Raw genomic sequence first — 13,657 nt, 5'->3', positions numbered from 1 at the left:
ACAGCCATGACCAACCGCAATCTGTTCGCTGCCTTGCGCGCCGCCTTTCCCCAGGATCTGCAAAAGTGGGCCGTAGAGGCCATAGGCGCTGACGGCGCCAGCCTGTTCTACAGCTGGGCCGACCTGGACCGTGGCAGCGCGCGCATGGCCAACCTGCTGCAGTCGCTGCAGCTGCCGCCCGCCAGCCGCATCGCCGTGCAGGTGGACAAATCGGTGGAAGCGCTGATGCTCTACCTGGCCACGCTGCGCAGCGGCCATGTCTTTCTGCCGCTGAACACCGCCTACCAGGCCGCCGAGATCGAGTACTTCGTGGGCAATGCCGAGCCCGCCGTCGTGGTCTGCACTCCGGCCAATTTCGGCTGGGTGTCCAAGATCGCCTTCACCTCGGGCGTGGCCCATGTCTACACCCTGGGCGACGACCGCAGCGGCACGCTGCTGGAGCGCGCCGCCCACCATGGCGACGAGCATGAGGTGGTGGAGCGCGGCGAGGACGACCTGGCCGCCATCCTCTACACCAGCGGCACCACGGGCCGCAGCAAGGGGGCGATGCTCACGCACGGCAACATGCTGTCCAACGCCGAGACGCTCAAGGACTACTGGGGCTGGCAGGACGGCGACGTGCTCATCCACGCGCTGCCCATCTTCCATGTGCATGGCCTGTTCGTGGCCATCCATGGCGCGCTGCTCAACGGCAGTCCCATGATCTGGCTGGCCAGGTTCGAACCCGGCACGGTGATCTCGCGCATGCGTGATGCCACCGTCTTCATGGGCGTGCCCACGCTCTACGTGCGCATGCTGGCCGATGCGCGGCTCACGCGCGAGGCGGCGGCCCACATGCGGCTGTTCATCTCGGGCTCGGCACCCATGCTGGTGGAGACGCACCGCGACTGGCAGGAGCGCACCGGCCACGTCATCCTGGAGCGCTACGGCATGAGCGAGACCATCATGCTGACCTCCAACCCCTACCGTGCCGATGGCCGCAACGGCGGCCAGTCCGAGCGCCGCGCCGGCACCGTGGGCTTTGCGCTGCCCGGTGTGGGCGTGCGCATCGTGGACGACGCAGGCCAGCCCGTGGCCGTGGGCGAGATCGGCAACATCCAGGTGCGCGGCCCCAATGTGTTCAAGGGCTACTGGCGCATGCCCGAGAAGACGGCCGAGGAGTTCACGGCCGATGGCTGGTTCCGCACGGGCGACGTGGGCAAGCTCGACGAGCGGGGCTATGTCAGCATCGTGGGCCGCAGCAAGGACCTGATCATCTCGGGCGGCTACAACGTCTATCCGGCCGAGATCGAAGGCTTCATCAACGAGCTGCCCGGCGTGGCCGAAAGCGCCCTGGTCGGCGTGCCGCACCCCGACTTCGGCGAGGTGGGCGTGGTGGTGGTGGTGCCGCGTCCCGGCGCTTCGCTCGAGCCCCAGGCGGTGGTCGATGCGCTCAAGGGCCAACTGGCCAATTTCAAGATTCCCAAGCGCTGCTTCGTGGTGCAGGAGCTGCCGCGCAACACCATGGGCAAGGTGCAGAAGAATCTCCTGCGCGACCAGCACAAGCAGTTGTTCGCCTGAGTGGTCGCCAAGGCGCGGGTCGCGCCCTGGCCTGATTGAAAAAGCAAAAGGCATCGGCGCCGCCGATGCCTTTTTTTGTGCAGCGAAAGCCGAAGCTGCCGCTACCCTTCAGCGCAGTACCAGCACGGGAATGTGGGTGTGCGTGAGCACGTGCTGCGTCTCGCTGCCCAGCAGCAGGCGCTGCAGGCCCTTGCGGCCGTGCGAGGCCATGACGATGAGGTCGCAGTCGCGGCGCTTGGCCACGTCGATCACGCTTTCGGCCACCAGGTCGGACTTGACGATCTCCGTGGTCACGTGGACCTTGAGCGCCTGGCCCTTGGCGTGGATGGCATCCAGCACGGTCTGCGCGTTGGCCGTCCACTGGCCTTCGATGCGTTCGATCTGCTTGAGATCCACGGTTTCGCCGCCTTCGAAGTAGCTGCGCGGATAGTGCTGGACCACCTTGACGACGATCACGCTGGCGCCGCACAAGGCGGCAAGGCCCAGGCCGCTGTCCACGGCCTTGTCGGAAAGCTCGGAACCGTCGGTGGCGATCAGGATGCGGTTGTACATGCGTGCTCCTTTCGTGTGTGCTGATGGGTGGGACGAAGTCAGCATAGACCCAACCATGAGTTAACGGTTGATTAATGTCAATACGCTTATCATGCCCCCCGATTACGCTAAGAACCATGCCCCACACCATTGCAGCCCCATCCAGCGAGGCGGCGGTGGCGGCGCCTGATTCAGGTCTCTCGCCCTCGCAGCAGGCCACGGCCCGGCTGCTGGATGATCCGCAGGAGTGGAGTTCGTTCGGACGGCCCGCAGGCCCCGCAACTCCCGCCGACCCTTCCAAAGAACCCACCGATTTCCCTGCCTGGGATTCGCACGTCGTTCTGGAGGGCATGCACTGTGCCGCATGCGCGCTGACCATCGAGGATGCGCTGCGGGCCGTGCCCGGGGTGGAGAAGGCCGAAGTCAGCGCAGCCACGCGCCGCGCGCGAGTCACCTGGCGCCACGAGCAGGTGCTTCCATCCCAGTGGATGGAGGCCGTGCGGCGCGCCGGCTACCAGGCGCTTCCTGCGCGCGATGCCTTTGCGCGCGAGCGCCGCCAGGCCGAAAGCCGCCGTGCGCTGTGGCGCTGGCTGGTGGCCGGCTTTTGCATGATGCAGGTGATGATGTATGCGTGGCCCGCCTACGTGGCCCGCCCCGGCGACCTGTCGCAGGAGATGGAGACGTTGCTGCGCTGGGCCTCCTGGGTCATCTCGCTGCCCGTGGTGCTGTTTTGCTGCGGCCCCTTCTTCTCCAGCGCGCTGCGCGACATACGCCAGCGCCGCGTGAGCATGGACCTGCCCGTGGCGCTGGGCATGCTGATCACCTTCGTGATCAGCTCGCTGGGCACCTTCGATCCTTCGGGGCCCTTCGGCGAGGAAGTCTTCTACGACTCGCTGACCATGTTCGTCTTCTTCCTGCTGTCCGGCCGCTGGCTGGAACTGCGGCTGCGCGACCGCACGGCCGGCGCGCTGGAAGCCGTGATGAATCGCCTGCCCGATGCCGTGCTGCGCGAGAACGCGGCCGGCCACTTCGAGCGCGTGGCCACGCGCCGCCTGCGTGCCGGCGACCTGGTGCGCGTGCTCAGCGGCGAGGCCTTCCCGGCCGACGGCACCATCGTGCGCGGCCGCACCCATGCCGACGAGGCCCTGCTCACGGGCGAGTCCACGCCCGTGCTGCGTGCCGAGGGCGACAGCGTCACGGCCGGCAGCTACAACCTGGACGCCGTGGTCGATGTGCGCGTGGACGGCGTGGGGGCCGACACGCGCTTTGCCCAGATCGTGGGTCTCATGGAAAGCGCCTCGCTGCAAAAGCCGCGCCTGGCCCAGCTGGCCGACAAGGTGGCGCGGCCCTTCCTGGTCGTGGTGCTGCTGGCCGCGCTGGGCGCTGCCATCTGGTGGTGGCCCACCGATCCCGGCAAGGCCATGATGGTGGCCGTGGCCGTGCTCATCGTCACCTGCCCCTGCGCGCTGTCGCTGGCCACGCCCGTGGCCATGCTCACGGCCGCCGGCACGCTGGCGCGCAGCGGCGTCCTGGTGCGCAACCTGCAGGGCCTGGAAGCGCTGGCCGCCGTGGACACCCTGGTGTTCGACAAGACCGGCACGCTCACACGCGACGGCCTGGCGCTGTCCTCGTTCGAGCCTGCGCGCGGCGAGGATGCCGACGAGGTGCTGGCGCTGGCGGCGCTGCTGGCGCGCCAGTCCATGCACCCGGCCTCGCGCGCCATCGCGCAGGCCGGCGCCCATGCCGCGACGCACTGGAAGCTGGACACCATGCAGGAAGTGGCAGGCCTGGGCCTGGACGCCTGGGTGCAGGGCCCGGGCGGACGCCGCCATCTGCGCCTGGGATCGGCCCTGCATGCGGGCGTGGCGGGCGAGCAGCCCGTGCAGGGCGTGTTGCTGGCCGAGCAGACCGAACAGGGCTGGCATACGCTGGCGCGCTTTGTACTCAGCGAGGACGTGCGGCCCGAAGCCGCCGCCGTCGTGCAGGCGCTCGGGAAGCAGGGCATCGCCGTGATGCTGCTGTCCGGCGACCGCGAGGACGCCGCACGCGCCATGGCGGCGCGCGTGGGCATCACCCAGGCCCACGGCGGCTGCAGCCCGCAGGACAAGCTGGAGCGGCTGCAGCAGGCGCAGGCAGCCGGCCACCATGTGGCCATGGTGGGCGACGGCCTCAACGACGGCCCAGTTTTAGCTGGAGCGCATGTCTCTTTTGCTTTTGGTAGAGCAGTGCCGCTGGCACAATCGCGCGCAGATTTCGTTGTTCTGGGCGACAGCCTGGAACTGGTGCTCCAGGCATGTCTGTTGTCGCGCCGCACACTGCAGGTGGTGCGCCAGAACATGGCCTGGGCTGCCGCTTACAACGCGGTGTCGATTCCACTGGCCCTGGCGGGCTTCATGCCTGCCTGGGTGGCCGGCCTGGGAATGGCACTGAGTTCGCTGCTGGTGGTGCTCAACGCCGCGCGCCTTGCGCGCAGCCTTCCACTGGCCTTGACGAATCACACGGGCACGCCTGCTGCGCCCGCAGCGTCCGTCACCATGCCGACGGGCTCCACCGCAACGGTGGGGAGGTTCTGACTATGGACATTCTCTATTTACTGATCCCGCTGTCGGTGGTGCTTGTGCTCGCCATCCTCGCGGCCCTGTGGTGGGCCGTCTATCGCGGGCAATTCGAGAGCGTGGAACAAGAGGGCGAACGCATTCTTCGGGACGATTGACGTGGGTCAACACGCCCGACAGCGAAGAAAGTAACACTTTGATAGCAATCTAAGGGGTGCACGATGGATAGTTCAAATAACAACGCTGTCTATTACGACGATACCGTCGTAAGGCAGTTCTCTATCATGGCCGTCGTCTGGGGAGTGGTGGGCATGGCTGTCGGGGTGTTGATCGCCTCGCAGCTGGCCTGGCCGGAACTCAACTTCGGCATTCCATGGCTGAGCTACGGACGCCTGCGTCCGCTGCACACGAACGCCGTGATCTTTGCCTTTGGCGGATCGGCGCTGTTCGCAACCAGCTACTACGTGGTGCAGCGCACCTGCCAGACGCGGCTGTTCATGCCCAAGCTGGCCAGCCTGACCTTCTGGGGCTGGCAGATCGTCATTCTCGCCGCCGCGATCAGCCTGCCGCTGGGCTACACCCAGGGCAAGGAGTACGCCGAGCTGGAGTGGCCGATCGACCTGCTGATCGCCGTGACCTGGGTCTCGTATGCCATCGTGTTCTTCGGAACCATCGGCATCCGCAAGGTCCGTCACATCTATGTGGCCAACTGGTTCTTCGGCGCCTTCATCATTGCCGTGGCGCTGCTGCACATCGTCAACAGCGCGGCCATTCCGGCCGGCTGGATGAAGAGCTACTCGGCCTACGCCGGCGTGCAGGACGCCATGGTGCAGTGGTGGTACGGCCATAACGCCGTGGGTTTCTTCCTGACCGCAGGCTTCCTGGGCATGATGTATTACTTCATTCCCAAGCAGGCTGGCCGTCCGGTCTACAGCTACCGCCTGTCCATCGTCCACTTCTGGGCGCTGATCTTCACCTACATGTGGGCGGGTCCTCACCACCTGCACTACACCGCGCTGCCCGACTGGACGCAGTCCGTGGGCATGGTGTTCTCGCTGATCCTGCTGGCTCCCAGCTGGGGCGGCATGATCAACGGCGTGATGACGCTGTCGGGCGCATGGCACAAGCTGCGCGACGACCCCATCCTGCGCTTCCTGATCGTGTCGCTGTCGTTCTACGGCATGTCCACGTTCGAGGGTCCGATGATGTCCATCAAGACCGTCAACGCGCTGTCGCACTACACGGACTGGACCGTGGGCCACGTTCACTCGGGCGCCCTCGGCTGGGTGGGCCTGATCACCATGGGCTCGCTGTACTACCTGATCCCGCGCCTGTTCGGCAAGACCAAGATGCACTCGGTGGGCGCCATCGAACTGCACTTCTGGATGGCCACCATCGGCATCGTGCTGTACATCGCCGCGATGTGGATCGCCGGTGTGATGCAGGGCCTGATGTGGCGCGCCGTCAATCCCGATGGCACGCTGACCTACACCTTCGTCGAAAGCGTCAAGGCCAGCTATCCGTTCTACGTGATCCGCGTGGCCGGTGGCCTGCTGTACCTGGGCGGCATGCTGGTCATGCTGTGGAACACCTGGAAGACCGCGATCTCCGGCCGTTCCGTGAAGGTGGCCGTGCCTGCCGTCGTGGCCCACGCCTGAGCGTCTAGGAGCATTACTCATGTCCGATCACAACCATAGCGCTCCCAAGAGCTTTTCCCACGAGAAGGTGGAAACCAACAATTTCCTGCTGATCGTGCTGACCCTGCTGGTGGTCGCCGTCGGCGGCCTGGTGGAAATCGTTCCGCTGTTCTTCCAGAAGTCGACCACGGAAGCGGTGGCGGGCCTCAAGCCCTACACGCCGCTGCAGCTGATGGGCCGCGACGTCTATCTGCGCGAGGGCTGCTACAACTGCCACTCGCAGATGATCCGCCCCTTCCGCGCCGAGACCATGCGCTACGGCCACTACTCGGTGGCTGGCGAGTTCGTCTACGACCACCCCTTCCAGTGGGGTTCCAAGCGCACGGGTCCCGACCTGCACCGCGTGGGCGGCAAGTACAGCGACGAATGGCACCGCATCCACCTGAACAACCCGCGCGACGTGGTGCCCGAGTCCAACATGCCTGCCTACTCCTGGCTGGAGAAGAACAAGGTGGATGACACCGTGGTCGCCCAGCACATGAGCGCGCTGCGCAAGGTGGGCGTGCCCTACAGCGACGAGGAAATCAGCGGCGCCGCCGAGCAGGTCAAGGGCAAGACGGAAATGGACGCCGTCATCGCCTACCTGCAGGTGCTGGGCCGTTCGGTCAAGTAAAGGAGAGCGACATGGACATCACCACCATGCGCATCGTGGCCACGCTGGCCTCTCTGGCCTGCTTCATCGGTATCTGGTGGTGGGCGTTCGCCCGCCGCAACCAGGCCCGTTTCGAAGAGGCCGCCCAGCTGCCGTTCGAGCAAGACTGAGTCCCTCCACCAGAACGAGAACTTCCCATGAGCGATTTCGTAAACAACTTCTGGTCGATCTATGTCACGGCGATCACGCTGGGCGGCATCATCGGCTGCCTGCTGCTGCTGTATCTCACCGCACGCAAGAAGGTGGTCCCCTCGGCCGACAACACCACGGGCCACGTCTGGGACGAGGACCTGCGCGAGCTGAACAACCCCATGCCCAAGTGGTGGATGTGGCTGTTCATCATCACCTCGGTGTTCGGCTTCGCCTACCTGGCGGCCTATCCGGGCCTGGGCTCGTTCGCGGGCAAGCTGGGCTGGACGCAGCTGGGTGCCTATGAAAACGAGATGGCCAAGGCCCGCGCGGACCTGGAGCCGCTGTACGCCAAGTTCACGAGCATGAGCACCGAAGACATGGCCAAGGACCCCCAGGCCATGGCCATCGGCGAGCGCCTGTTCATGAACAACTGCGCGCAGTGCCACGGCTCGGATGCACGCGGCGGCAAGAGCTTCCCCAACCTGACCGATGGCGACTGGCTGCATGGCGGCACGCCCGACAAGATCAGGGAAACCATCACGGCGGGCCGCATCGGCATCATGCCGCCTATGGCCGCTGCCGTCGGCACGCCCGATGATGTGCGCAACCTCTCGCACTATGTGCTGAGCCTGTCGGGCAGCCCGCACGACTCGCTCAAGGCTTCGCTGGGCAAGTCCAAGTTCACGGCCTGCGCCGCCTGCCATGGCATGGACGGCAAGGGCAACCAGGCCCTGGGCGCGCCCAACCTGACCGATGACATCTGGCTGCACGGCTGGGGCGAGGCCGCCATCACGGCCATGATCAACAACGGCAAGCACAACGAGATGCCTGCCCAGAAGGACAAGCTGACCGAGGCGCAGATCGCGGTGCTTGCCTCCTATGTCTGGGGCATGTCGCACAAAGACGGCGCAGTCCGTCAATAAGGACAGGGGGCGGCGCTGCGGCGCCGCCTTTTTGCCTTTTGAGTTTTCAGATATTCCAAAAAATCAAGGAACCCACCATGAAGCCCGAGAACGGGGATGATGCCGGGAAGCCTCCCCGCAAAGTCATTCCGATCACGCCTGCCGACCCGGACCCGGGCCAGCTGGTGTCGATGTTCGAGTCCGAGAAGAAGGTCTACCCGCGCTCCATCAGCGGTGTCTTCGCACGCTGGCGATGGGCTCTGGTGTTTCTCACCCAACTGGTTTTCTATGGCCTGCCCTGGCTGGAATGGGGGCAGCGCCAGATGGTGCTGTTCGACCTGGGTGCGCGGCGCTTTTACCTGTTCGGGCTGGTGCTGTACCCGCAGGATTTCATCTACCTGGCGGGCCTGCTGATCATCTCGGCGCTGGCGCTGTTCCTGTTCACGGCCGTGGCCGGTCGCCTGTGGTGCGGCTTTTCCTGCCCGCAGACGGTCTACACCGAAATCTTCATGTGGGTGGAGCGCAAGGTCGAGGGCGACCGCAGCGCGCGCATGCGCCTGGACAAGAACGGCTGGACCTTTGAAAAGCTCTGGAAGAAGTCGCTCAAGCAGTTGCTGTGGATTGCCATTGCCCTGTGGACCGGCTTCACCTTCGTGGGCTACTTCGTGCCCATCCGCGAGCTGGGCGGCGAGCTGCTGGCGCTGCAGGGCAGCTGGCAGGTCTTCTGGGTGCTGTTCTACGGCTTCGCCACCTATGGCAACGCCGGCTACATGCGCGAGCAGGTCTGCAAGTACATGTGCCCCTATGCGCGCTTTCAGAGCGCCATGTTCGACCGCGACACCATGATCGTCAGCTACGACACGGGCCGGGGCGAGCCGCGCGCGCCGCGCACCAAGAAGGTGGACTACAAGGCCCAGGGCCTGGGCGACTGCATCGACTGCAAGATGTGCGTGCAGGTCTGCCCCGTGGGCATCGACATCCGCAACGGCCTGCAGTACGAATGCATAGGCTGCGGTCTGTGCATAGACGCCTGCAATTCCATCATGGACAAGATGGAGTATCCGCGCGGCCTCATCCGGCTGACCACGCAGAACGCCATGGCCGGCATGTGGCGGCGGGCCCAGGTGCTGCGCCGCATCTTCCGTCCGCGCGTACTGGTCTACTCGGCCGTGCTGATCGGCCTGAGCATGGCCATGATCGTGAGCCTGGCGCTGCGCCAGTCGGTCAAGGTCGACGTGATACGCGACCGGGCGTCGCTGTCGCGCATCGTCGCGGGCGGCAAGCTGGAAAATGTCTACCGCCTGCAGATCATGAATGCCACCGAGCAGGCCCAGCGCTACCGCATCAGCGCCCATGGCCTCGACGGGCTGGAGTTGGCGTCCGAGCAGGAGGTCGAGGTCGGCCCTGCCGAGACGCGCGGCATTGCGGCGCGGCTGCAGATTCCCTACGGTTCCGCCGAGCCGGGCTCGCACACCGTATTCTTCGATATCGATGCCGTGCATTCAGGCGCGGGACGCGCGTCCGAAAAGGCCGTCTTCCTGGTGCCCCGGTGATATGTCTGGCCGGCACCGCCCAGGCTGCGCCGGCTGTTTGAAAGAAAGAGGTTATCCATGTCTTCCAGTCCCGCAGTCTCCGCGCCCGCCACGGCCCCTTCGCATCCGGACGCCGGCAAGCCCTGGTGGAAGTTCGCCCATGTCTGGCTCGTGGTGGCCGGCCCGGCCGCCGTCGTGGTGGCCGGCGTGGTCACGGCCGTCATTGCGATCAATGGCGCCGATCCCGTGATCGATCCTGACTATTACCGCAATGGCATCACCATCAACGAGCGTGCCGATGGCGTGCGCGAAGTGCCCAAGAGCCTGGCGCCCGCGGTCACCGGCCGCAACCACGCGGCCACGCCCGCGCAGGACCATCCCACGGACCGCTGAACGCAGGAAAATGCCGTGCACAAGGCCGCAGTCGCGGCCTTTTTTGTATGGTGGATGGCATCTCCAGCATGCGCGAGGGCCAAGGGTTTCCTACAGGCAGTGCAGGGTGCGCAGGGCTTGGCACGGTGCGAGGGCGGCGCGCACAATGAAAGCCACCCCTCGACAGCTCAAGGAGATCGCTGATGTTGGCCCAACGCTGGATGTGGATTGCCTGGCCGGCCTTTCTGGCCGCCGCCGTGATGGAGATGCTGGTATTCGCCTTCGTGGACCCGCTGGAGCTGCACTGGCTCGGCGACCTGGGCTGGTCGCGGCAGGGAATCTACACGCTGGCCTTCTTCGCCTTCTGGGGCGTGACCATGCTGTCCAGCCTCATGACCACCATGCTGGGACGCTCCACGCACGATCTCAACGACGGCGTGGTCTCCGAGCCGGACCCAAATCTGGCCATGCAGGGCCTGGGGCGCGATTGAACCTGCGTGCACTGCAATGGCAATGAACAAGGCCCGCGACAGCGGGCCTTGTTCATTGCCGGGGGGCGGGGCCTTGCGGCCTCACTGGCACTGCTGGCTGTTGACGATGCGCTTGAGCGCGTCCGTGTCCAGGATGCGCAGATGGCGCTGGCGCACCTCGATGATGTTTTCCTCGGCAAACTTCGAGAAGGTGCGGCTCACCGTCTCCAGCTTCAGGCCCAGGTAGCTGCCGATTTCCTCGCGCGTCATGCGCAGCACCAGTTCCGACTTGGAAAAGCCCCGGGCGTGCAGGCGCTGCACCAGGTTGAGCACGAAGGCGGCCAGGCGCTCCTCGGCACGCATGCTGCCCAGCAGCAGCATCACGCCATGCTCGCGCACGATCTCGCGGCTCATGACCTTGTGCACATGGTTTTGCAGGGCCGTGACCTCGCGCGACAGGTCCTCCAGCTTGTCGAAGGGCATGACGCAGACCTCGGCGTCTTCCAGCGCGACCGCATCGCAGGTGTGGTGGTCGTTGACGATGCCATCCAGGCCGATGATCTCGCCGGCCATCTGAAAGCCCGTGACCTGGTCGCGCCCGTCCTCGGTGGCCACGCAGGTCTTGAAGAAGCCCGTGCGGATGGCGTACAGCGAGGTGAAGGACTCACCGTTGCGAAACAGCAGGCCGCCGCGCTTGACCTTGCGGCGCGTGGCCACGATGTCGTCGATGCGCTGCATCTGCTCGGCATCCAGGCCCATGGGCATGCACAGCTCGCGCAGGTTGCAATTGGAACAGGATGCTTTGATGGTCTGAAGGTTCATGGAGTAAACATCAGCGGCGCAGCAGTGCGCCGGCGGTGACCTCGTGGATGGCGATGAGTTGGATCAAATTGTCGCAGCACTGCCGCGAACAACTCTTGATATGAGTCAAGGACGCGGCCAATGGGCTGCGGCACAGTGGACGACATTAGAGGAAAAAACCCATGACCGCTGTCACCCCAGAGCTGCTGCGTCGCTTCGACGTACCGGGGCCCCGATACACCTCGTTCCCCACGGCCGATCGTTTCGTGGAGGCTTTCGGTGCTGAAGACTATATCCTGGCACTTGAGCACCGCAAATCGAGTACCGCAGCGCGAGCCATGCCTTTGTCGCTGTATGTGCATGTGCCGTTCTGCGAGTCGCTGTGCTACTACTGCGCCTGCAACAAGATCGTGACGCGCCACCACGATCGCGCGGCCGTCTACCTGGACTACCTGGCGCGCGAGATGGCCTTGCACACGGCCCATTGCGGCAAGGGCCAGGCCGTCAGCCAGCTGCACCTGGGCGGCGGCACGCCCACCTTCTTCTCGGACGATGAGCTGCGCACGCTGATGGCCCTGCTGCGCGAGCATTTCAAGCTGGAGCCGGGCGGCGAATACTCCATCGAGGTCGATCCGCGCACCGTCAGCGTCGAACGCCTGGCCGTGCTCAAGGAGCTGGGCTTCAACCGCCTGAGCTTCGGCGTGCAGGATTTCGACGAACAGGTGCAGATCGCCGTGCACCGCGTGCAGCCGGCCGAGCAGGTGTTCGCGCTGGTGGCAGCGGCACGGCAGCTGGGCTTTGCCTCCATCAACGTGGACCTGATCTACGGCCTGCCCAAGCAGACGCCCGAGTCCTTCGAGCGCACGCTGGCCCAGGTCAATGCGCTGCGGCCCGACCGCATCGCGCTCTATGCCTATGCCCACCTGCCCGAGCGCTTCAAGCCGCAGCGGCGCATCGCGGCCGAGGACCTGCCCCAGGGCGCCGACAAGCTGGCCATGCTCTCGCGCTCCATCGCGGCCTTCATGGAGGGCGGCTATGTCTACGTGGGCATGGACCACTTCGCCTTGCCCGAGGACGCGCTGGCCGTGGCCAAGCGCCAGGGCCGGCTGCATCGCAACTTCCAGGGCTACAGCACCCAGCCCGACTGCGACCTGATTGCGCTGGGCGTGTCGGCCATCGGCAAGGTGGGGGCCAGCTACAGCCAGAACGCCAAGACGCTGGAGGAGTACTACGACGCCATCGACGCCGGCCACCTGCCCGTGGTGCGCGGCCTGGCACTGTCGCGCGATGATCTGGTGCGGCGCGCCGTCATCATGGCCATCATGTGCCAGGGCGCCGTGCTGTTCGAGCCCATGGAGCAGGCCTGGCTGCTGGGCTTTCGCGAGTACTTCGCCCCCGAGCTGGCGGCGCTTCAGGACCTGCAGGCCAAGGGGCTGGTGCAGATCAGCGACGAGGGATTCCAGGTCACGCCCATGGGCTGGTACTTCGTGCGTGGCGTGGCCATGCTGTTTGACCGATATCTGCAGGCCGACAAGAACCGGGCGCGGTTTTCGAGGATCATCTAGGCCCCATGCTGTTGTCGCTGCTCTGGACCGCTTTGATCATGGGGCTCGTCGGCGGGCCCCATTGCCTTGCCATGTGCGCCGCGCCCTGCGGCGTGGTCACGGGCGGGGCGGGGCAGGGCACGGTACAGGGTGGTGGGCAGGTGGTCGCCGTCCATGGACTGCAAAGCCGGCTGTGGCTGCGCACGGCGCTGTTCCATAGCGGGCGGCTGGCCGGCTATGCCAGCCTGGGCGCTGCCTCGGCGCTGGCCATGGAAAGCCTGTCCTGGCTCACCAGCCAGACCACGGCGCTGCAGCCGTTCTGGACGCTGACCCATGTCGCCGTGATGGCCTGGGGCCTGGCCATGATGGTGCAGGCCCGCCAGCCCGCCTGGCTGGAGTCTGCGGGCCGCGCCGCCTGGCGGCGCGTGCAGCCCTGGGTGTCCGCCCCTGGCGGCACGCTGGCGGCGGGCTATGCCTGGGCGCTCATGCCCTGCGGACTGCTGTATTCGGCCGTGCTGGTCGCCGCGCTCAGCGGTGGCCCCTTGCAGGGCGCATCGGCCATGGTGGCCTTTGGCGTGGGCAGCGGGCTGTGGCTGGTGGCCGGCCCCTGGCTGTGGCGGCTGGGCCGCCAGCGCCTGAACGGTCTGCGTGCCGAATGGGGCACGCGGCTGGCCGGCCTGATGCTGGTGGGCGTGGCCGTGTGGGCGCTGTGGATGGACCTGATCTACAAGCCCAGTCTCTGGTGCCGATGAACAACAGCGGGGGACAGACTTGGTCCTGAGGGTCGCGGATTGCCTGCAAGGCCCTCAGAACTGGAGATAATGCCCGAATCATCGGCTTACATTTGCCGATTCCTTCAGCCTCGGGGCCGTTGCCGCGCGTGAACCATTCCGTCCTCATCGATATCCG

General features: G+C 65.8%; 14 protein-coding genes. 12 read left to right on the top strand and 2 right to left on the bottom strand.

From position 1 onward, the window contains the following. The first annotated feature begins 6 nt into the window (after nt 1–6). On the top strand, nt 7–1,560 hold the full coding sequence (locus ACF8ME_RS00750; protein WP_034363058.1) for a malonyl-CoA synthase: 1,554 nt from the start codon (nt 7–9) through the stop codon (nt 1,558–1,560). A 108-nt stretch (nt 1,561–1,668) separates the two neighbouring features. On the opposite strand, the gene ACF8ME_RS00745 is transcribed toward ACF8ME_RS00750, so the two are convergent. Beyond that, nucleotides 1,669–2,112: a universal stress protein gene (locus ACF8ME_RS00745; RefSeq protein WP_016445196.1), complete on the bottom strand. Its 444-nt coding sequence runs from the start codon at nt 2,110–2,112 to the stop codon at nt 1,669–1,671. Between the two features lie 116 nt (nt 2,113–2,228). Between ACF8ME_RS00745 and ACF8ME_RS00740 the strand changes: the two genes are divergently transcribed. The 9 genes from ACF8ME_RS00740 (at nt 2,229) to ACF8ME_RS00700 (ending at nt 10,424) form a co-directional block, all read left to right on the top strand. Then, entirely contained in the window at nt 2,229–4,664 is a 2,436-nt protein-coding gene (locus tag ACF8ME_RS00740) for a cation-translocating P-type ATPase (RefSeq protein WP_047327124.1), read from the top strand. A gap of 2 nt (nt 4,665–4,666) precedes the next feature. After that, nucleotides 4,667–4,804, top strand: coding sequence for a cbb3-type cytochrome oxidase assembly protein CcoS (gene ccoS / locus ACF8ME_RS00735; RefSeq protein ID WP_013803228.1), 138 nt, complete (start codon nt 4,667–4,669; stop codon nt 4,802–4,804). Between the two features lie 63 nt (nt 4,805–4,867). Further along, nucleotides 4,868–6,304 (top strand): cytochrome-c oxidase, cbb3-type subunit I, encoded by a 1,437-nt coding sequence (ccoN, locus tag ACF8ME_RS00730; protein ID WP_016445198.1) that lies wholly within the window; start codon nt 4,868–4,870, stop codon nt 6,302–6,304. Between the two features lie 19 nt (nt 6,305–6,323). After that, nucleotides 6,324–6,956, top strand: a complete 633-nt coding sequence (ccoO, locus tag ACF8ME_RS00725; RefSeq protein WP_016445199.1) for a cytochrome-c oxidase, cbb3-type subunit II — start codon at nt 6,324–6,326, stop codon at nt 6,954–6,956. Between the two features lie 11 nt (nt 6,957–6,967). Continuing rightward, nucleotides 6,968–7,105 carry a cbb3-type cytochrome c oxidase subunit 3 gene (locus ACF8ME_RS00720; protein ID WP_016445200.1) on the top strand — a complete coding sequence of 46 codons (138 nt, stop codon included), beginning with the start codon at nt 6,968–6,970 and terminating at the stop codon, nt 7,103–7,105. Between the two features lie 27 nt (nt 7,106–7,132). Next, nucleotides 7,133–8,050: a cytochrome-c oxidase, cbb3-type subunit III gene (ccoP, locus tag ACF8ME_RS00715; RefSeq protein ID WP_016445201.1), complete on the top strand. Its 918-nt coding sequence runs from the start codon at nt 7,133–7,135 to the stop codon at nt 8,048–8,050. Between the two features lie 77 nt (nt 8,051–8,127). Further along, entirely contained in the window at nt 8,128–9,582 is a 1,455-nt protein-coding gene (gene ccoG, locus ACF8ME_RS00710) for a cytochrome c oxidase accessory protein CcoG (protein ID WP_046239793.1), read from the top strand. Nucleotides 9,583–9,639: 57 nt separating this feature from the next. Further along, entirely contained in the window at nt 9,640–9,954 is a 315-nt protein-coding gene (locus tag ACF8ME_RS00705; RefSeq protein WP_016445203.1) for a FixH family protein, read from the top strand. A 182-nt stretch (nt 9,955–10,136) separates the two neighbouring features. Next, nucleotides 10,137–10,424: a hypothetical protein gene (locus ACF8ME_RS00700; RefSeq protein ID WP_016445204.1), complete on the top strand. Its 288-nt coding sequence runs from the start codon at nt 10,137–10,139 to the stop codon at nt 10,422–10,424. An 81-nt stretch (nt 10,425–10,505) separates the two neighbouring features. On the opposite strand, the gene fnr is transcribed toward ACF8ME_RS00700, so the two are convergent. Further along, nucleotides 10,506–11,225: a fumarate/nitrate reduction transcriptional regulator Fnr gene (fnr, locus tag ACF8ME_RS00695; protein ID WP_016445205.1), complete on the bottom strand. Its 720-nt coding sequence runs from the start codon at nt 11,223–11,225 to the stop codon at nt 10,506–10,508. 161 nt (nt 11,226–11,386) lie between these two features. Here fnr and hemN point away from each other — a divergent pair, with 161 nt between their 5' ends. Both hemN and ACF8ME_RS00685 read left to right on the top strand, forming a co-directional pair. Beyond that, nucleotides 11,387–12,769 carry an oxygen-independent coproporphyrinogen III oxidase gene (gene hemN, locus ACF8ME_RS00690; RefSeq protein ID WP_026062632.1) on the top strand — a complete coding sequence of 461 codons (1,383 nt, stop codon included), beginning with the start codon at nt 11,387–11,389 and terminating at the stop codon, nt 12,767–12,769. Between the two features lie 5 nt (nt 12,770–12,774). Beyond that, nucleotides 12,775–13,500, top strand: coding sequence for a sulfite exporter TauE/SafE family protein (locus ACF8ME_RS00685; protein ID WP_392414910.1), 726 nt, complete (start codon nt 12,775–12,777; stop codon nt 13,498–13,500). Nucleotides 13,501–13,657 lie beyond the last annotated feature (157 nt).

It is taken from the genome of Delftia sp. WSY_7 (genome assembly GCF_043104845.1).
In the GTDB taxonomy this organism is placed as follows: domain Bacteria; phylum Pseudomonadota; class Gammaproteobacteria; order Burkholderiales; family Burkholderiaceae_C; genus Comamonas; species Comamonas tsuruhatensis.
This window is presented reverse-complemented; position numbering and strand designations above follow the sequence as displayed.